Below are 18,552 nucleotides of genomic sequence, written 5' to 3'. Positions count from 1 at the left end.
AATGCCTCGTAAGGGCCCCGCCCCGAAGCGCCCGGTCATCATCGACCCGGTCTATGCATCTCCTCTGGTGACGTCGCTCATCAACAAGATCCTCCTGAACGGCAAGCGCTCCACCGCCGAGCGCATCGTCTACGGCGCCATGGAAGGCCTCCGCGAGAAGACCGGCAACGACCCGGTCATCACGCTGAAGCGCGCGCTGGAGAACGTCAAGCCGTCGCTCGAGGTCAAGTCCCGCCGTGTCGGTGGCGCCACCTACCAGGTGCCGATCGAGGTCAAGCCGGGTCGTCAGTCGACCCTCGCGCTGCGCTGGCTCGTGGGTTACTCCCGCGCCCGCCGCGAGAAGACGATGACCGAGCGCCTCATGAACGAGCTGCTCGACGCGTCGAACGGTCTTGGCGCCGCTGTCAAGAAGCGCGAAGACACGCACAAGATGGCCGAGTCCAACAAGGCCTTCGCGCACTACCGCTGGTAGTCCGAACCCACATCGAGACCGAGAGAAGACTGAGCCGATATGGCTACCACTTCGCTTGACCTGGCCAAGGTGCGCAACATCGGCATCATGGCCCACATCGACGCGGGCAAGACGACCACCACCGAGCGCATCCTGTTCTACACCGGTGTGTCTTACAAGATCGGTGAGGTCCACGACGGCGCTGCCACGATGGACTGGATGGAGCAGGAGCAGGAGCGTGGTATCACCATCACGTCTGCCGCTACCACCTGCCACTGGCCGCTCGAAGATGTTGACCACACCATCAACATCATCGACACCCCGGGTCACGTCGACTTCACCGTCGAGGTGGAGCGTTCGCTCCGCGTCCTCGACGGCGCCGTCACCGTCTTCGACGGTGTGGCCGGCGTCGAGCCGCAGTCCGAGACCGTCTGGCGTCAGGCGGACCGCTACGGCGTCCCGCGCATCTGCTTCGTCAACAAGCTGGACCGCACCGGCGCCGAGTTCCACCGCTGTGTCGACATGATCAAGGACCGCCTCGGTGCGGTTCCGATCGTCATGCAGCTCCCCATCGGCGCCGAGATGGACTTCCAGGGCGTTGTCGACCTGGTCACCATGAAGGCGTTCGTTTGGTCCGCCGAGGCGACCAAGGGCGAGATGTACGACATCGTCGACATCCCGGACACCCACAAGGAAGCCGCTGAAGAGTGGCACGCCAAGCTGGTCGAGACCGTCGCCGAGAACGACGACGCGATCATGGAGCTGTTCCTCGAGGGCGTCGAGCCCACCGTCGAGCAGCTGCACGCCGCTGTGCGCCGCATCATCATCGGCTCCAAGGGCGACAAGGGTGCCACCGTCACCGCGGTGTTCTGTGGCACGGCGTTCAAGAACAAGGGCGTTCAGCCCCTGCTCGACGCCGTCGTCCGCTACCTCCCGTCGCCCCTGGACATCGAGGCCATCGAAGGCCACGACGTCCGGGACGCCGAGGTCGTCGTGAAGCGCAAGCCGTCTGACGAGGAGCCCCTCGCGGCGCTCGCGTTCAAGATCATGCGCGACCCGCACCTCGGCAAGCTCACCTTCGTCCGGGTTTACTCGGGCCGCCTGGAGGCCGGCACCGCGGTGCTGAACTCCGTCAAGGGCAAGAAGGAGCGCATCGGCAAGATCTACCGCATGCACGCGAACAAGCGTGAAGAGATCGAAGCGGTGGGCGCCGGTGACATCGTCGCCGTCATGGGCCTGAAGCAGACCACCACCGGTGAGACGCTGTGTGACGACAAGAACCCGGTCATCCTGGAGTCCATGGACTTCCCGGCCCCGGTCATTCAGGTCGCCATCGAGCCCAAGTCCAAGGGTGACCAGGAGAAGCTGGGTGTCGCCATCCAGTCTCTCGCGGAGGAGGACCCCTCCTTCCACGTTCACTCGGACGAAGAGACCGGCCAGACCATCCTCGGCGGTATGGGCGAGCTGCACCTCGAGGTGCTGGTCGACCGTATGAAGCGCGAGTTCAAGGTCGAGGCCAACGTCGGCAAGCCGCAGGTCGCTTACCGCGAGACGATCCGCCAGACGGTGGAGCGTCACGACTACACCCACAAGAAGCAGACCGGTGGTACCGGTCAGTTCGCCAAGGTGCAGATCGCGATCGAGCCGATCCTCGAGGCCGACGGTCCGGCGTACGAGTTCGTGAACAAGGTCACCGGTGGCCGCATCCCGAGGGAGTACATCCCCTCGGTCGACGCGGGTGCGCAGGAAGCCATGAAGTTCGGCATCCTCGCCGGCTACGAGATGACTGGCGTCCGCGTCATCCTTCTCGACGGTGGCTACCACGAGGTCGACTCCTCCGAGCTCGCCTTCAAGATCGCCGGTTCGCAGGCCTTCAAGGAGGCCGCGCGCAAGGCTTCTCCCGTGCTCCTCGAGCCGATGATGGCCGTCGAGGTCACCACGCCGGAGGAGTCCATGGGTGACGTCATCGGTGACATCAACTCCCGCCGTGGCCAGATCCAGGCCATGGAGGAGCGTCACGGCGCTCGCCTCGTGAAGGGCCTCGTGCCCCTCTCGGAGATGTTCGGCTACGTCGGAGACCTCCGCAGCAAGACCTCGGGTCGCGCCAGCTACTCGATGCAGTTCGACTCCTACGCCGAGGTTCCCCGGAACGTCGCTGAGGAGATCATCGCGAAGGCCAAGGGCGAGTAACTCTTCCGAGTACACGCTTTAGGCTTGTCACCGGAGCCTCTGGGGCAACAGGAGTAACCCTCCCGTTGCCCCGGGGGAACCGGCTATCCAGCAAAGATCACCTGGCGCCGATGAGCAAGGCGTACAGAACCACTCTCCAGGAGGACCCCGTGGCGAAGGCGAAGTTCGAGCGGACTAAGCCGCACGTCAACATCGGCACCATCGGTCACATTGACCACGGTAAGACGACCCTTACGGCCGCCATTACCAAGGTGCTGCACGACGCGTACCCGGACCTGAACGAGGCCTCGGCCTTCGACCAGATCGACAAGGCTCCCGAAGAGCGCCAGCGCGGTATCACCATCTCCATCGCGCACGTCGAGTACCAGACCGAGGCGCGTCACTACGCCCACGTCGACTGCCCCGGTCACGCGGACTACATCAAGAACATGATCACCGGTGCCGCGCAGATGGACGGCGCGATCCTCGTGGTCGCCGCCACCGACGGCCCGATGCCGCAGACCAAGGAGCACGTGCTCCTGGCCCGCCAGGTCGGCGTCCCCTCCATCGTCGTCGCCCTGAACAAGGCCGACATGGTGGACGACGAGGAGATCCTGGAGCTCGTCGAGCTCGAGGTTCGTGAGCTCCTCTCCGACTACGACTTCCCGGGCGACGACCTTCCGGTCGTCCGCGTCTCCGCGCTGAAGGCGCTCGAGGGCGACAAGGAGTGGGGCGAGAAGCTTCTCGGCCTCATGTCCGCCGTCGACGACTTCATCCCGACGCCCCCGCGTGACACCGAGCTGCCGTTCCTCATGCCCGTCGAGGACGTCTTCACGATCACCGGTCGCGGTACCGTCGTCACCGGCCGTATCGAGCGCGGTATCCTGAAGGTCAACGAGACCGTTGACATCATCGGTATCAAGGAGACCAAGACCACCACCACGGTCACCGGTATCGAGATGTTCCGCAAGCTGCTCGACGAGGGCCAGGCGGGCGAGAACGTCGGTCTGCTCCTCCGTGGCATCAAGCGCGAGGACGTCGAGCGCGGCCAGGTCATCATCAAGCCCGGTTCGGTCACCCCGCACACCGAGTTCGAGGCCCAGGCCTACATCCTGTCGAAGGACGAGGGTGGCCGTCACACCCCCTTCTTCAACAACTACCGTCCGCAGTTCTACTTCCGTACCACCGACGTCACGGGTGTTGTCACCCTGCCGGCCGGCACGGAGATGGTCATGCCGGGCGACAACACCGAGATGACGGTCGCGCTGATCCAGCCGGTCGCCATGGAGGAGGGCCTCAAGTTCGCCATCCGTGAGGGTGGTCGTACCGTGGGCGCCGGCCAGGTCATCAAGATCACGAAGTAATTCGTGTTCTGACCTGGTAGCTCGCTGACGCGGGCACCATGTTTGACAGGAGGGCCCCTGCCCCGTCGTTCACGCGACGGAGCGGGGGCCCTTCGTCGTACGGGGCCGCGTGCCGAGGGCGCGCGAAGAGGGCCGCACCCCCGGGGTGCGGCCCTCTTCGTACGTAACTCGGCGTGCGCGGCGGTCACTTCACCCGCAGCGACTCCGTGAACTCGACGCAGGCGGCGTAGTCCGGCAGCAGGCCCGACGCGACGGCGTCGGCCAGCGAGGGGGCCGCGTCGTCGCGGGCGGACAGCAGCGGCACGTCCGCCGGCCAGTCGATGCCCAGGTCGGGGTCGAGCGGGTGGACCGAGTGCTCGGCCGTCGGGTTGTACGTCTCCGAGCAGATGTAGGACAGCGTGGCGTCGTCCGTCAGCGCGCAGAAGCCGTGGCCCATGCCCTCCGGGATGTAGACGGCGCGGCGGTCCACGTCGTCCAGCCGGACGCCTTCCCAGCGGCCGAAGGTCGGGGAGCCGACCCGGATGTCCACGATGATGTCGAGGACGGCGCCGCGCACGCAGGTGACGTACTTGGCCTGGCCGCGCGGGACGTCGGCGAAGTGGATGCCGCGGACCACGCCGCGCTGGGAGACCGACATGTTGGCCTGCGCCAGGTTCAGCGGGTGCCCGACGACCTCGGCGAGGTGGTCGAAGCGGTACCACTCCATGAACATGCCGCGCGGGTCACCGTGCTGCTGGGGCGTGATCTCGAAGACTCCCTCTATGGAGAGTTCGCGGAACTTCATCGTGCGGCTTCCTCTTCGAGCAGACCGATCAGGTAGTCGCCGTAACCGCTCTTGGTGAGCGGCTCGGCCAGTGCGCGCAGCTGCGCGGAGTCGATGAGGCCCGCCCGCCAGGCGGCCTCCTCGATGCAGCCGATCTTGAACCCCTGGCGCTCCTCGATGACGCGCACGAACTCGGAGGCCTGCACCATCGAGACGAAGGTGCCGGTGTCCAGCCAGGCCGTACCGCGGTCGAGGATGGTGACGTTCAGCTCGCCGGCCTGGAGGTACGCGTCGTTGACGGCGGTGATCTCCAGCTCCCCGCGGGCGCTGGGCTTCAGGGCGCGGGCTATCTCCACGACGCGGTTGTCGTAGAAGTACAGACCGGGCACGGCATAGCGGGACTTCGGCTTCTCGGGCTTCTCCTCGATGGAGATGGCCTGGCCGTCCGCGTCGAACTCCACCACGCCGTACGCGGAGGGGTCCGCGACCGGGTACGCGAAGACCCGGCCGCCCTTGGAGTCGGTGTGCTGCGCCAGGCGCGTGCCGAGGCCGCTGCCGTGGAAGATGTTGTCGCCGAGGATCAGTGCGACGGATTCGTCGCCGATGAATTCGGCGCCGAGCACGAAGGCCTGGGCGATGCCTTCGGGGCGTTCCTGGACGGCGTACTCCAGCCGGATGCCGAACTGCGAGCCGTCGCCGAGCAGACGCTCGAACTGGTCGCGGTCTTCCGGGGTCGTGATGACGAGGATTTCGCTGATCCCGGCCATGACGAGCGTAGAGAGCGGGTAGTAGATCATCGGCTTGTCGAAGACGGGCAGCAGCTGCTTCGACACGGCCCGCGTCAGCGGCCAGAGTCGGGATCCGGTGCCGCCGGCCAAGAGAATTCCACGCATGGCGACAACCCTATGCGAGAGGGCGGGGCAGTTTTCGATTCGGACCGTGCCGAACGCACCACACGGCTACTGTTCGGATCATGCGCATCCTGGTGAGGGGCGGATTCTGGCCCAGACGGAACGACGAGTTATCGGACAAGGGCATTTCGCGGTACGGCAATGGGGAAGCCGGCCATGGATGTGCCCCGCGGGCCGAGCAGAAGGCGGCGCCGCAGAAGTGACCGGTGACGGGGGGAAAGGCCGCTGGCTCGTTACGGGCGCGGCCGGGATGCTGGGCCGGGACGTACTGGCCGAACTGCGGAGCCACGCGATCGAGACCGTCGGCCTCAGCCGTGCGGAGCTCGACATCACGGATCCGGCGGCCGTCCGGTCCGCCGTCGAGGGCGCCGGGATGGTCGTCAACTGCGCGGGCTGGACCGATGTGGACGGCGCCGAGACGGCCGAGGAGGCCGCCGCCGCCGTCAACGGCGCCGGCGTACGGATCCTCGCCCGGGCCTGCGCCGCGAGCGGTGCGCGGCTGCTGCAGATCTCCACCGACTACGTGCTTCCCGGGGACGCCTCGGAGCCCTACGCCGAGGACGCGGCCACCGGGCCCGTGAACGCGTACGGCCGTTCCAAGCTGATCGGCGAGCAGGCCGTGGCCGAACTCCTGCCGCAGGACGGCTACGTGGTCCGCACCGCCTGGCTGTACGGGGAGCACGGCCCGAACTTCGTCGCCACGATGCTCAAGCTGGCCGCGCAGCGGGACACCCTGGACGTGGTCGACGACCAGCAGGGCCAGCCCACCTGGTCCGTCGCCCTGGCCCGGCGGCTCGTCGAGCTCGGACACGCCGCGCTGGACGGCCGGGCCCCCGCGGGCATCTACCACGGCACCGCGAGCGGTGCGACCACCTGGTTCGGGCTCGCGCGCGAGGTCTACCGGCTGTCCGGCCTGGACCCCGAGCGGATCCGCCCGACCACGTCCGAGTCCTTCGTGCGGCCCGCGGTCCGCCCCGCCTTCAGCGTCCTGGGACACGCCCGCTGGGCCCGGGTGGGCCTGGCCCCGATGAGCGACTGGCGGGAGCAACTGGCCGACGCCCTGGCCACCCCCGGTTTCGCCGCTCCGGCCCGGCGGGCCCGGGACGGCCGGGCGCTCTGAGGACGCCACTGGACAACGCTCCGTGTGTGTGATCGTTGCCTGCGGGCCAGTTTCGGGGTGCCCGAACTCGCTATGCTAGAAGGCCTGGGGCCCCGACACACGGCCGACGTGAACGGCCCGGACTTGAGTGAGCTCGAAGACGGCAATGCCGAATCGCGACCTCACACCGATCACTGAGCACTCGTACGTGCCTCGTTCCGTTGGAGCTACCGTGTCCGAATACGACGATGTCTGGCTGGTCATACCCGCCTACAACGAGGGCCAAGTGATCGCCGGCGTAGTCGAGGCGGCCCGTAAGACCTTTCGGAACATAGTCGTCGTCGACGACGGCAGCACGGACGATTCGGCCGAGCACATTGCGACCACCGGAGCCCACCTGGTGCGGCATCCGGTCAACCTCGGTCAGGGCGCGGCCCTGCAGACCGGCCTCATGTACGCACTCGCCCAGCCCGGCGCACGGTACTTCGCCACCTTCGACGCGGACGGTCAGCACCAGACCAAGGACGTCGAGACGATGGTCGCGATCCTGCGGGCCGGTGACGCCGACGTGGTGCTCGGCTCCCGGTTCATCGAACAGAACGGCCAGGTGCCGTGGATCAAGCAGGTCGTCCTGCGCACGGCCGCCGCGGTCAGCCCCACCGCGCGCAAGCTCAAGCTCACCGACGCGCACAACGGCCTGCGCGTGCTGGGCCGTGAGGCCGCCGAGCGGCTGAACATCACGATGAACGGCATGGCCCACGCCTCCGAGCTCGTCGGTTTCCTCGCCGGCTCCGACCTGCGGGTCACCGAGGTTCCGGTCGACATCCTCTACACCGACTACTCGCGCGCCAAGGGCCAGTCCCTGATCAACGGCGTCAACATCGTTTTTGACATTTCACTGCGGGAGCGTGGGCGTCGATGAAGTACTTCTGGATTCAGCTGCTGCTGATCGCGGGTTCGGTGTCCATGGCACTGATGTTCATCCGGACCTGGAGCCAGGCCCAGAACCGGGCCTGGAAGCGCATAGCCTTCTCGGCCTTCGTCGTCGTCAACGTGTACGCGGTGCTCCGCCCGACCGACGTCACCTGGGTCGCCCAGCACCTCGGCGTCGGCCGCGGCACCGACCTGGTGCTCTACGTGATGGTCCTTGCGATGGGCTTCCTCACCCTCAACACCTTCCTGCGCTTCCGGTCGCTGGAGAAGAAGATCACCGACCTCGCCCGCACCGTCGCCATCAACGAAGGCCTGCGGCACAACGACGTCCGGCTCGGCGCGAACGACCACGCCCCCGCGGCCGCCGCCGAGTCGTCCACCGAGTCCTCCACCGGCACGGACTCCGTGAAGGTCTGACGCCCCATGGGGTCCTTCGACTTCATGCTCCCGTACTACGGGGACGTGGGGCAGATGCAGGACGCGGTCCGCAGCGTCCTGGCCCAGACCGACCGGGACTTCCGGCTCGTCGTGATCGACGACGGCGGGGAACCGGAGGTGCCCGGCTGGTTCGAGGGGCTGGGCGACGCGCGGGTGCGGTACCTGCGCAACGAGCGCAACCTCGGCATCACGAAGAACTTCCAGAAGTGCGTCGAGCTCTCCGAGGCCGACCACGTCGTCATCATGGGCTGCGACGACCTGCTGCACCCCCACTACCTGGCGACCGTGCGCGGAATCCTCGACGCCCACCCGGGGATCGGCATGGTCCAGCCCGGCGTCGAGGTGATCGACGGCTCGGGACGGGTCGCGCGGGGCCTGCCCGACGCGGCCAAGCAGTGGATGTTCGCCCCCCGGGTCAAGGGCCGGGCCGTGATGTCCGGTGAGGAGCTGGCCGCCAGCGTCCTGCGCGGGAACTGGCTCTACTTCCCGTCGATCACCTGGCGCGGTCCGGCACTGCGCCGGGTGAACTTCCGGGACGGCTACTCGGTGCTCCTGGACCTGGCCCTCGTCGTCGACCTGCTCGAAGCCGGCGAGCGGATGGTGATCGACGCGTCCACCACGGTGTTCCAGTACCGCCGCCACGCGGACAGCGAATCCTCCGTCCAGGCCGTCTCCGGTACCCGCTTCACCGAGTCCGAGCGCTACTTCTCGGCCGTCGCCGAGCGGATGGAGGCCCGCGGCTGGCCCAGGGCCGCCCGCGCCGCCCGGCTTCGCTACGGCTCCCGCCTGCACGCCCTGCGCATGCTGCCCGGCGCCCTGGGCCGCGGCCACCGGGCGGGCGCCCGCACGCTGGCCCGGCACGCCTTCACGGCCGGGCGGGGCTGAGGAACGGAGAACGGCCCACCTCCGGTCCGAGGACCGGAGGCGGGCCGTTCTTGCCGCTGCGTGCCCCGCGCGCGTCAGTTCTTCTTCGTGCGCTGCAGCGGGGTGTACGTCGAGCACTTGCCGCGCGGGGCGTACTTCGAGCACTTGCCGTTGGGGTTGCCCGTCACGTGCGAGGTCCAGGCGAGGGTGCCGAGGGTGTTCTCGGAAGGCTTCCTCGGCATGTAGGCGTCGGCCGTGGCCGAGCCGGCCGAGCCGAAGAGGAGCCCGAGCGAGACCAGCACCCCGATCACCGCGGCCCGGGGCCTGCGCCCGGCCGCCCGCAGGGCGTCCCGGCCGGGGATCCGCCCCTCGTTGGCCCGGGTCCACGCCGCGATCCGCTGCGCGCCGAGGTACACGGCCAGGCCACACAGCGCGAGCATGCAGTAGACGATCTGCAGGCTGGTGCGCGGGTACAGCTGCACCGCGCCCTCGGCCGACATGTGCGAGGCGTACCAGTAGCGCAGCAGGAAGGCGCTGCCGGTGCAGGCCAGCAGGGTCAGCACCAGCGGCTGGCGCAGGCCGAGGGCGATGACCGCGCCCAGGCCGACCACCAGCAGGATGGTGAAGAGGCCGACGCCGCCGAGTTCGCCCGGCAGCGGCCACCCGAGGGAGCGCAGCGGGCCGGGGAAGGCCGAGCCCTGCATGGCGAAGTAGGCCGGGTCGCTGGCGGAGTCGAAGTAGAAGTAGGTGTCCTTGGTCGATCCGCTCGCACGGAGCAGGCGGATCATGTACGGCCCCGCCAGCGCGAGGAAGACGACGCTGGTCGCCGCCAGCGGCAGCACCGCGTCCACCAGCCCGCGCACCCCGCCCGAGCGGGCGCGGCCGGTCAGGATCACGGCGAAGAGCACGATCACGCCGACCGCGGACCACACGAACCAGCCCGCGTACAGCAGGAACAGCGCGGCGAGCAGTGCTCCGAGACCCGCACCGATCGCGAGCGAGAGCTTGCGCCCGTACTTCGCGGACTCCATCACCACCTGCGCGAGCTTGGCCAGCACGGGGATGACGATGATCAGGACGACGGGGGAGTACGGCTTGTACGGCTCCATCAGCGGCAGGGAGGCCGTGACGCCGATGCCGAGGGCCCACAGCGGCGGCAGCAGCATGCGCCAGGCCAGGTAGGCGGCCGGTCCGGAGATCGCCAGGAAGCCGATCATGACCCACTTGACGGCGACCGAGGCGTTGCCGTCGAAGAACAGCTGGGAGACCCACGCCAGCAGGTACGGGAAGCCCGGCGGGTACTCGGGCAGCAGCGGCACCCCGTCCATGACGTGGTACGCCCACTGCTGCAGGTTGCCGACGTCGCCGCCGTACGCGTTGAACGTCCAGGAGGTGCCCCGCAGGGCCACCACGCTGCCGCTCGCGGTCACACCGGTGGCCAGGCCGGCCACGGCCGCCGCGCTGATCCGCACCGCCGCACTCGGCATCCACCGGGTCAGGACCAGGTAGAGCACCACGGTCGCGGCCAGCAGCACCAGGAGCCGCAGCTGGATGCCGGCCAGGCCGCTGACCTGCCCGATCCGCCGCATGGGGTTCACGTCGAGGCGCATGCTCAGCAGGACCAGGAGGATCGCCGCGGAAACGGACACGGCCGCCTCGGCGGCCGTGAGGGCGAAAGCGCGGGATATCCGACCACTGGAGCCGCTCGGGGCCCGGTGCTCGGCTACCGGGGCGGGCGCGGGAGCGGTGACAGTCATGTCCGTTGACTTTACCGTCACGAGGCCGCCCGCCATGACCTCGGGCCGCCCTCTTCGAGGTCCCCCGTTCGGCCCCGTTGGTACCGTTGCGACTGCCGCCACCGCACTCGCGTGCGCGGACGCGGTCTCAAGTGAACGGGAAGTGCCAGGGGTGCGGTCGGGAACGGAAACGATGGGCGAAGCGGGAGCCAACGAGGTGTCGGATCCCCGGAGTTCCGGGCCTTCGACCGGCTCCGGACGGCTCCTCGCACTGCGGACGTCCCTCCTCGGCCGGCGGTGGTTCTGGCCGGCGGCGCTCCTCGCCGGATACGTGGCGCAGGTGCTGTTCCGCCTCTGGCTGGTGTGGGGCGGCACGCACCCGTCGGTCCAGGCGGACGAGTCCTCGTACCTCGTCCTGGCCCGGGTGCTCGCGGGGCGGCCGACCACGGAGATGCCGGTCGGATCGGTCATCCCCGGCGGCTATCCGCTCCTCATCTCCCCGGCCCTGCGGATCGCGGACGACCCGGTCACCGCGTACCAGCTGGTCCTGGGCATCAACACGCTGCTGAACGCGCTCGTCTTCCTGCTGGCCTACGCCGCCCTGCGCAGGCTCGACCTGTCCAGGGGGCTCTCCTTCACGACCGCCACGGCGGCCGCGCTGATGCCGCCCGTGGTCTTCTATGCCGAGTTCGCCATGTCGGACACGGTGTTCCCCGTGGTCCTGCTCGGCTGGCTGATCACGCTGCACGGCTGGCTGACCGAGGGCGACGCCCGGCGCCGGGCGTGGCACGGGGCGGGGGCCGGCCTGCTGGCCGGCTACGCCATGGCGGTGCACGACCGGGGCGGGGTCGTGGTGGCCCTCACGGCGGCGGTCTTCCTCGGCGCGCTCGTCCGGCGGTGGGCGCCGCGGCGGGCCGCGCTCGCGGCCTGGGGCGGGCTCGCGGTCTCCGTGGTGGGCGCCCGGCTGCTGGCCGTCTGGCTGGAAGCTCAGTTCAAGGACCAGCCGCCGAGCTCGGTGGGCACGAAGGTCCTGGACGCCCTCGTCGACCCCGAACTGCTGCGCCGCACGGTGACGCGCATGATCGGCCAGTTCTGGTACTTCTCGGTCTCGTCCTGGGGCTTCGGCGCGCTCGCCATCGTCCTGTGCGTGTTCGCGGTGTTCAGCTCCCGCTTCACCCGGGCCTCGCGGGTGGTCTCCTTCGTGATGGTCGCCCTGCTGTGCGGGATCGCGCTCGCCTCCGCCGCGGGACTGCCGGGGGACCGCCGGGTCGACAACTGGATCTACGCCCGCTACCTGGCCCCGCTGCTGCCGGCGTTCTTCGTGGTCGGCGTCGCGACGCTGCGGCGGGCCCGGACCGGTGCGCTGCTGCGGCTGGTGGCGGGCGCCGTGCTGTTCGCCGTGGTGACGGGCGGGGTCGTCGTCCAGGTGGTGGGCGAACGCCTCCACAAGGTGGCCATCATCCCGTGGGCGATGCCGGACGCGCTGTTCCTGGCCGCGGAGTGGACGAAGCTGCACATGGGGCGGACCACGGCCGGAGCCCTGCTGGTGTTCGCCGTCTGCGTGGTCCTGCGGATCGCCGTCGGGCGCCGGGCGGTCTGGGCCGTGGCGGCGGCGCTGGCCGTGTTCGCCGCGTACGCGACGGTGGCGGTGACCTCGCACGTGGCGGTCCCGCGCGCCCAGCAGCACGAGTGCGACGCCCTGGGCTTCACCGGGGCGGCGGGGCTGGAGCCGGGGGAGAACCTGGTGATGGACCCGAGCACGAACTGGGAACTGCGGATGGCCCAGGGGTACGAGGTGTACGACGGGCGGGTCTGGACCAGGGACCTCAAGCGCGGCGAGCTGCCGCCGGCCGGCGCGGACGCCGCCGTACTGAGGCTGACCTGGAAGGACACCAGGCCGGAGGACACCTGGGCGCAGGCGCCCGCGGGCTGGTACGTGGCCGGGGCGAGCAGGAAGCACGGCTGGGTGCTCTGGCGTCACCACTGACGCCGCCGGTCCGAAGAGGGGCCCCGCCGGACCCCGCGAGACCCCCTGCTGCGTGGTGCGGCTTGACCACGCAGCGTGGCGAGGTATTCTCTTCCGCCCGATTGGCCAGGTACGTGTCTCGTATGGCAGACTACTCAAGTTGCTCGGCCGTGTGCCGATGCTGCGCGCCTCCCGCCGGGAGGACCGGAAGCGAGTCCCACAGTACTCGTCGCCTTACCTGCCTCTCGGGGCAGCAATGGGGCGGACGTACGGGAATCTTCTGGGAAGCGTCAGCACGGTGCCTGCCAGGTACTCGGTGGGTGTTTGCCCCCGATCTGCGGTCTTGGGACCGCGCCCCCTTGGACGAGGGAATTTCCGTATGGGAATTTTCTGTAGAGGGAGCGCGACACGCCCGACCGCGTGGGTCGGAGGAGAGCGGCGGAGCGATCCGCAGCCGGCCGAGAACCAGAGCGTTTCCACAACAGACAGGACTACGGAGTAGCCATGGCGGGACAGAAGATCCGCATCCGGCTCAAGGCCTACGACCACGAGGTCATCGATTCGTCGGCGAAGAAGATCGTCGAGACGGTGACGCGCACTGGTGCGTCGGTCGCGGGCCCGGTGCCGCTGCCCACTGAGAAGAACGTGTACTGCGTCATCAAGTCGCCGCACAAGTACAAGGACTCGCGCGAGCACTTCGAGATGCGCACTCACAAGCGCCTGATCGACATCCTCGACCCGACGCCCAAGACCGTTGACTCGCTGATGCGCCTGGACCTTCCGGCCGGCGTTGACATCGAGATCAAGCTCTGAGAGGCACGGAGAAGATGGCAAAGCAGATCAAGGGCGTCCTGGGCGAGAAGCTCGGCATGACCCAGGTCTGGGACGAGAACAACCGTGTCGTCCCGGTGACCGTGGTCAAGGCCGGGCCCTGCGTTGTTACCCAGGTCCGTACGAACGACGTCGACGGCTACGAGTCGGTCCAGATCGCCTTCGGCGAGATCGACCCGCGCAAGGTGAACAAGCCCCTCAAGGGTCACTTCGCCAAGGCTGACGTCACCCCCCGCCGCCACCTGGTGGAGCTCCGTACCTCCGACGCCAGCGAGTACACGCTCGGCCAGGAGATCACGGCTGCCGTGTTCGAGTCCGGCGTCAAGGTTGACGTCACGGGCAACAGCAAGGGCAAGGGCTTCGCCGGTGTCATGAAGCGTCACAACTTCAAGGGCCTCGGCGCCGGCCACGGCGTCCAGCGCAAGCACCGCTCCCCCGGTTCGATCGGTGGCTGCGCCACCCCTGGGCGTGTCTTCAAGGGCATGCGCATGGCCGGTCGCATGGGCAACGAGCGCGTCACCACCCAGAACCTGACCATCCACGCGGTTGACGCGGAGAAGGGTCTGCTCCTCATCAAGGGTGCAGTCCCCGGTCCGAACGGCGGCCTCGTCCTGGTCCGTACCGCGGTTAAGGGGGCTTGAGTTAATGAGCACCATTGACATCCTTTCGCCGGCAGGCGACAAGGCCGGTACCGTCGAGCTCCCCGCGGAGATCTTCGACGCGAAGACCAGCGTTCCGCTGATCCACCAGGTCGTCGTCGCTCAGCTGGCCGCTGCCCGTCAGGGCACGCACAAGACCAAGCGTCGTGGCGAAGTCCGTGGTGGTGGCCGCAAGCCGTACCGCCAGAAGGGCACCGGCCGCGCTCGCCAGGGTTCCACCCGCGCTCCGCAGTTCGTTGGCGGTGGCGTCGTCCACGGCCCGCAGCCGCGTGACTACTCGCAGCGGACCCCGAAGAAGATGAAGGCCGCCGCCCTCCGCGGTGCCCTCTCGGACCGTGCGCGTCACTCCCGCATCCACGTCGTCACCGGCGTGGTCGAGGGTGCCGCCTCCACGAAGGCCGCCAAGACGCTGTTCGGCAAGATCTCGGAGCGCAAGAACCTGCTCCTGGTCGTCGAGCGCGCCGACGAGGCTGCGTGGCTGTCCGCCCGCAACCTGCCCCAGGTGCACATCCTGGAGCCGGGCCAGCTGAACACGTACGACGTGATCGTCTCTGACGACGTGGTCTTCACTCAGGCCGCTTTCGAGTCCTTCGTGTCTGGCCCCAAGGCCGATGAGACCGAAGGGAGCGACGCCTGATGTCTGAGGCGACCGTTACCAGCAAGACCTTCAATGACCCGCGCGACCTGCTGATCAAGCCGGTTGTCTCGGAGAAGAGCTACGCGCTGCTGGACGAGAACAAGTACACGTTCATCGTCGCGCCCGGCTCCAACAAGACTCAGATCAAGCAGGCCGTCGAGGCGGTCTTCGGGGTCAAGGTCACCGGGGTCAACACGATCAACCGTCAGGGTAAGCGCAAGCGCACCAAGACCGGTTTTGGCAAGCGCGCTGACACCAAGCGCGCCATCGTGACCCTCGCTGAGGGCGACCGAATCGACATCTTCGGCGGCCAGGCCTCCTAACGGAGGTCTAGTCGTCCGGAATCGGACGAGGACTGAGAAATGGGTATCCGCAAGTACAAGCCGACGACCCCGGGCCGTCGTGGCTCCAGCGTCGCCGACTTTGTCGAGATCACGCGGTCCACGCCGGAGAAGTCGCTGGTCCGCCCCCTGCACAGCAAGGGCGGCCGTAACAACACCGGTCGGATCACGGTTCGACACCAGGGTGGCGGCCACAAGCGCGCCTACCGTGTGATCGACTTCCGTCGTCACGACAAGGACGGCGTGCCGGCCAAGGTCGCGCACATCGAGTACGACCCCAACCGCACCGCGCGCATCGCGCTCCTGCACTACGCCGACGGTGAGAAGCGCTACATCATTGCGCCGAAGAACCTGAAGCAGGGCGACCGGATTGAGAACGGCCCCACGGCCGACATCAAGCCCGGTAACAACCTGGCGCTCCGCAACATCCCGGTCGGTACCACGATCCACGCGATCGAGCTCCGTCCCGGTGGCGGCGCCAAGTTCGCCCGCTCCGCTGGTGCCTCCGTGCAGCTGCTCGCGAAGGAGGGCGTCATGGCCCACCTCCGCATGCCGTCCGGTGAGATCCGTCTCGTCGACGCGCGCTGCCGCGCCACCGTCGGTGAGGTCGGCAACGCCGAGCAGTCGAACATCAACTGGGGCAAGGCCGGCCGCATGCGCTGGAAGGGCGTTCGCCCCTCCGTCCGCGGTGTCGCGATGAACCCGGTCGACCACCCGCACGGTGGTGGTGAGGGTAAGACCTCCGGTGGTCGTCACCCGGTCTCCCCGTGGGGTCAGAAGGAGGGTCGTACTCGCTCGCCGAAGAAGGCTTCGAGCAAGTACATCGTCCGCCGCCGCAAGACGAACAAGAAGCGCTAGGAGCGGGTTTAGATGCCGCGCAGTCTCAAGAAGGGACCCTTCGTCGACGGACACCTCATCAAGAAGGTGGACGTACAGAACGAAGCCGGTACCAAGAACGTCATCAAGACCTGGTCCCGTCGCTCGATGATCATCCCGGCCATGCTGGGTCACACCATCGCGGTGCACAACGGCAAGATCCACGTCCCGGTGTTCGTCACCGAGTCGATGGTCGGCCACAAGCTCGGCGAGTTCTCGCCGACTCGCACCTTCCGCGGCCACGTCAAGGACGACCGGAAGTCGAAGCGCCGCTAAAGGCGGGGTGGTTACGACTATGACTTACACCGAAGGGACAACCATGGAAGCCAGGGCCCAGGCGCGGTACATCCGCGTCACGCCCATGAAGGCCCGCCGAGTGGTGGACCTTATCCGTGGCATGGATGCCACGGAGGCTCAGGCGGTCCTGCGTTTCGCCCCGCAGGCCGCGAGCGTGCCGGTTGGCAAGGTGCTCGACAGCGCCATCGCCAACGCCGCACACAACTACAACCACCCGGACGCCTCCACGCTGGTCATCAGCGAGGCGTACGTGGACGAGGGCCCGACCCTGAAGCGGTTCCGTCCGCGTGCGCAGGGCCGTGCCTACCGGATCCGCAAGCGGACCAGCCACATCACCGTGGTCGTCAGCAGCAAGGAAGGTTCCCGGTAATGGGCCAGAAGGTAAACCCGCACGGGTTCCGGCTCGGCATCACCACCGACTTCAAGTCGCGTTGGTACGCCGACAAGCTGTACAAGGACTACGTCAAGGAAGACGTCGCCATCCGCAGGATGATGACGTCCGGCATGGAGCGCGCCGGCATCTCGAAGGTTGAGATCGAGCGCACCCGTGACCGCGTGCGTGTGGACATCCACACCGCTCGTCCGGGCATCGTCATCGGTCGCCGTGGCGCCGAGGCCGACCGCATCCGCGGTGACCTCGAGAAGCTCACGGGCAAGCAGGTGCAGCTGAACATCCTCGAGGTCAAGAACCCCGAGGTCGACGCTCAGCTCGTCGCGCAGGCCGTTGCCGAGCAGCTCTCCTCCCGCGTCTCCTTCCGTCGCGCCATGCGTAAGAGCATGCAGGGCACGATGAAGGCCGGCGCCAAGGGCATCAAGATCCAGTGCGGCGGTCGCCTCGGCGGCGCCGAGATGTCCCGCTCCGAGTTCTACCGCGAAGGCCGTGTGCCGCTGCACACCCTCCGCGCGAACGTGGACTACGGCTTCTTCGAGGCCAAGACCACCTTCGGCCGTATCGGTGTGAAGGTCTGGATCTACAAGGGCGACGTCAAGAACATCGCCGAGGTTCGCGCCGAGAACGCTGCGGCCCGTGCGGGTAACCGCCCGGCCCGTGGTGCCGCCGGCGCTGGCGACCGTCCCGCCGGCCGTGGTGGCCGTGGTGGCGAGCGCGGCGGCCGTGGTGGCCGCAAGCCGCAGCAGGCTGCTGGTGCCGAGGCCCCCAAGGCCGACGCTCCCGCCGCCGCTCCGGCTGAGAGCACCGGAACGGAGGCCTGACCGACATGCTGATCCCTCGTAGGGTCAAGCACCGCAAGCAGCACCACCCGAAGCGCCGCGGTATGGCCAAGGGCGGTACTGAGGTCTCGTTCGGCGAGTACGGCATCCAGGCGCTTACCCCCGCCTACGTGACGAACCGCCAGATCGAGGCGGCTCGTATCGCGATGACCCGCCACATCAAGCGTGGCGGCAAGGTCTGGATCAACATCTACCCGGACCGCCCCCTGACGAAGAAGCCTGCCGAGACCCGCATGGGTTCCGGTAAGGGTTCTCCCGAGTGGTGGATCGCGAACGTGCACCCGGGCCGGGTCATGTTCGAGCTGTCCTACCCGAACGAGAAGATTGCTCGTGAGGCGCTCACCCGCGCTGCTCACAAGCTTCCGATGAAGTGCCGGATTGTTCGGCGCGAGGCAGGTGAGTCGTGATGGCGACGGGAACCAAGGCGTCCGAGCTGCGTGAGCTCGGTAACGAGGAGCTCGTTGGCAAGCTGCGCGAGGCCAAGGAAGAGCTGTTCAAGCTGCGCTTCCAGGCGGCCACGGGCCAGCTGGAGAACAACGGCCGGCTCAAGTCCGTCCGTAAGGACATCGCTCGCATCTACACCCTGATGCACGAGCGTGAGCTCGGTATCGAGACGGTGGAGAGCGCCTGATGAGCGAGAAGAACGTGACTGAGACGACTGACCGCGGCTTCCGCAAGACCCGTGAGGGTCTTGTCGTCAGCGACAAGATGGACAAGACCGTCGTCGTCGCTGTCGAGGACCGCGTGAAGCACGCTCTGTACGGCAAGGTCATCCGCCGTACGAACAAGCTCAAGGCGCACGACGAGCAGAACGCTGCCGGCGTCGGCGACCGCGTCCTCATCATGGAGACGCGTCCGCTGTCGGCGAGCAAGCGCTGGCGCATCGTCGAGATCCTCGAGAAGGCCAAGTAATTATCTGAGGCCCTGGGCATCACGCCCAGGGGCCCCTCAGGTTCGTTCCGCCAGGCTCGGTGGGGGCGGTAGCTC

General features: G+C 68.0%; 22 protein-coding genes. 19 read left to right on the top strand and 3 right to left on the bottom strand.

The window, feature by feature from the left end; translation table 11 throughout:
• Window position 1: 1 nt before the first annotated feature.
• From rpsG to tuf, 3 genes are all read left to right on the top strand, one after another.
• Window positions 2-472, top strand: a complete 471-nt coding sequence (gene rpsG, locus OG730_RS17390) for a 30S ribosomal protein S7 (RefSeq protein ID WP_215023410.1) — start codon at window positions 2-4, stop codon at window positions 470-472.
• Window positions 473-511: 39 nt separating this feature from the next.
• The gene (gene fusA, locus OG730_RS17385) at window positions 512-2,641 is read left to right on the top strand and encodes an elongation factor G (protein WP_327305095.1); all 2,130 of its coding nucleotides are present in this window, start codon (window positions 512-514) and stop codon (window positions 2,639-2,641) included.
• Window positions 2,642-2,790: 149 nt separating this feature from the next.
• Complete coding sequence (gene tuf, locus OG730_RS17380) at window positions 2,791-3,984, top strand: elongation factor Tu (protein ID WP_327309305.1); 1,194 nt, start codon at window positions 2,791-2,793, stop codon at window positions 3,982-3,984.
• 184 nt (window positions 3,985-4,168) lie between these two features.
• Here tuf and rfbC read toward each other — a convergent pair whose 3' ends face one another.
• Both rfbC and rfbA read right to left on the bottom strand, forming a co-directional pair.
• Window positions 4,169-4,768, bottom strand: a complete 600-nt coding sequence (gene rfbC, locus OG730_RS17375) for a dTDP-4-dehydrorhamnose 3,5-epimerase (RefSeq protein WP_327305094.1) — start codon at window positions 4,766-4,768, stop codon at window positions 4,169-4,171.
• Entirely contained in the window at window positions 4,765-5,640 is an 876-nt protein-coding gene (gene rfbA / locus OG730_RS17370; protein WP_327305093.1) for a glucose-1-phosphate thymidylyltransferase RfbA, read from the bottom strand. The genes rfbC and rfbA overlap by 4 nt, the downstream gene beginning before the upstream one ends.
• 217 nt (window positions 5,641-5,857) lie before the next feature.
• Between rfbA and rfbD the strand changes: the two genes are divergently transcribed.
• From rfbD to OG730_RS17350, 4 genes are all read left to right on the top strand, one after another.
• Window positions 5,858-6,778: a dTDP-4-dehydrorhamnose reductase gene (gene rfbD, locus OG730_RS17365; protein WP_442814944.1), complete on the top strand. Its 921-nt coding sequence runs from the start codon at window positions 5,858-5,860 to the stop codon at window positions 6,776-6,778.
• A 211-nt stretch (window positions 6,779-6,989) separates the two neighbouring features.
• Window positions 6,990-7,679: a glycosyltransferase family 2 protein gene (locus OG730_RS17360; RefSeq protein WP_327305092.1), complete on the top strand. Its 690-nt coding sequence runs from the start codon at window positions 6,990-6,992 to the stop codon at window positions 7,677-7,679.
• Window positions 7,676-8,107: a DUF2304 domain-containing protein gene (locus OG730_RS17355; RefSeq protein WP_327305091.1), complete on the top strand. Its 432-nt coding sequence runs from the start codon at window positions 7,676-7,678 to the stop codon at window positions 8,105-8,107. The genes OG730_RS17360 and OG730_RS17355 overlap by 4 nt, the downstream gene beginning before the upstream one ends.
• 6 nt (window positions 8,108-8,113) lie before the next feature.
• Window positions 8,114-9,013, top strand: coding sequence for a glycosyltransferase family 2 protein (locus tag OG730_RS17350; RefSeq protein WP_327305090.1), 900 nt, complete (start codon window positions 8,114-8,116; stop codon window positions 9,011-9,013).
• A 74-nt stretch (window positions 9,014-9,087) separates the two neighbouring features.
• Here OG730_RS17350 and OG730_RS17345 read toward each other — a convergent pair whose 3' ends face one another.
• Window positions 9,088-10,749: a hypothetical protein gene (locus OG730_RS17345; protein ID WP_327305089.1), complete on the bottom strand. Its 1,662-nt coding sequence runs from the start codon at window positions 10,747-10,749 to the stop codon at window positions 9,088-9,090.
• Window positions 10,750-10,921: 172 nt separating this feature from the next.
• On the opposite strand from OG730_RS17345, the gene OG730_RS17340 reads away from it, so the two are divergent.
• The 12 genes from OG730_RS17340 to rpsQ all read left to right on the top strand — a co-directional run bounded on the left by OG730_RS17340 (window position 10,922) and on the right by rpsQ (window position 18,477).
• The gene (locus tag OG730_RS17340) at window positions 10,922-12,715 is read left to right on the top strand and encodes a glycosyltransferase family protein (RefSeq protein ID WP_327305088.1); all 1,794 of its coding nucleotides are present in this window, start codon (window positions 10,922-10,924) and stop codon (window positions 12,713-12,715) included.
• Between the two features lie 483 nt (window positions 12,716-13,198).
• Window positions 13,199-13,507: a 30S ribosomal protein S10 gene (gene rpsJ / locus OG730_RS17335; protein WP_003948644.1), complete on the top strand. Its 309-nt coding sequence runs from the start codon at window positions 13,199-13,201 to the stop codon at window positions 13,505-13,507.
• A gap of 14 nt (window positions 13,508-13,521) precedes the next feature.
• The gene (rplC, locus tag OG730_RS17330) at window positions 13,522-14,166 is read left to right on the top strand and encodes a 50S ribosomal protein L3 (RefSeq protein ID WP_266880616.1); all 645 of its coding nucleotides are present in this window, start codon (window positions 13,522-13,524) and stop codon (window positions 14,164-14,166) included.
• A 4-nt stretch (window positions 14,167-14,170) separates the two neighbouring features.
• Window positions 14,171-14,821 (top strand): 50S ribosomal protein L4, encoded by a 651-nt coding sequence (gene rplD / locus OG730_RS17325; protein WP_030008466.1) that lies wholly within the window; start codon window positions 14,171-14,173, stop codon window positions 14,819-14,821.
• Window positions 14,821-15,144, top strand: coding sequence for a 50S ribosomal protein L23 (gene rplW, locus OG730_RS17320; RefSeq protein ID WP_266934873.1), 324 nt, complete (start codon window positions 14,821-14,823; stop codon window positions 15,142-15,144). Before rplD ends, rplW begins: the two co-directional genes overlap by 1 nt.
• 39 nt (window positions 15,145-15,183) lie before the next feature.
• The gene (gene rplB / locus OG730_RS17315) at window positions 15,184-16,020 is read left to right on the top strand and encodes a 50S ribosomal protein L2 (protein ID WP_254387362.1); all 837 of its coding nucleotides are present in this window, start codon (window positions 15,184-15,186) and stop codon (window positions 16,018-16,020) included.
• Between the two features lie 12 nt (window positions 16,021-16,032).
• The gene (gene rpsS, locus OG730_RS17310; protein WP_023539342.1) at window positions 16,033-16,314 is read left to right on the top strand and encodes a 30S ribosomal protein S19; all 282 of its coding nucleotides are present in this window, start codon (window positions 16,033-16,035) and stop codon (window positions 16,312-16,314) included.
• A 43-nt stretch (window positions 16,315-16,357) separates the two neighbouring features.
• Window positions 16,358-16,705, top strand: a complete 348-nt coding sequence (gene rplV / locus OG730_RS17305) for a 50S ribosomal protein L22 (RefSeq protein ID WP_007265904.1) — start codon at window positions 16,358-16,360, stop codon at window positions 16,703-16,705.
• Window positions 16,705-17,547: a 30S ribosomal protein S3 gene (rpsC, locus tag OG730_RS17300; protein ID WP_112447746.1), complete on the top strand. Its 843-nt coding sequence runs from the start codon at window positions 16,705-16,707 to the stop codon at window positions 17,545-17,547. The genes rplV and rpsC overlap by 1 nt, the downstream gene beginning before the upstream one ends.
• A 5-nt stretch (window positions 17,548-17,552) precedes the next feature.
• Window positions 17,553-17,972 (top strand): 50S ribosomal protein L16, encoded by a 420-nt coding sequence (rplP, locus tag OG730_RS17295; protein WP_030026326.1) that lies wholly within the window; start codon window positions 17,553-17,555, stop codon window positions 17,970-17,972.
• Window positions 17,972-18,196 carry a 50S ribosomal protein L29 gene (gene rpmC, locus OG730_RS17290; protein ID WP_008739703.1) on the top strand — a complete coding sequence of 75 codons (225 nt, stop codon included), beginning with the start codon at window positions 17,972-17,974 and terminating at the stop codon, window positions 18,194-18,196. Before rplP ends, rpmC begins: the two co-directional genes overlap by 1 nt.
• Window positions 18,196-18,477 carry a 30S ribosomal protein S17 gene (gene rpsQ / locus OG730_RS17285; RefSeq protein ID WP_243333368.1) on the top strand — a complete coding sequence of 94 codons (282 nt, stop codon included), beginning with the start codon at window positions 18,196-18,198 and terminating at the stop codon, window positions 18,475-18,477. Before rpmC ends, rpsQ begins: the two co-directional genes overlap by 1 nt.
• Window positions 18,478-18,552: the final 75 nt, after the last annotated feature.

Source organism: Streptomyces sp. NBC_01298 (assembly GCF_035978755.1).
GTDB lineage: Bacteria > Actinomycetota > Actinomycetes > Streptomycetales > Streptomycetaceae > Streptomyces.
This window is presented reverse-complemented; position numbering and strand designations above follow the sequence as displayed.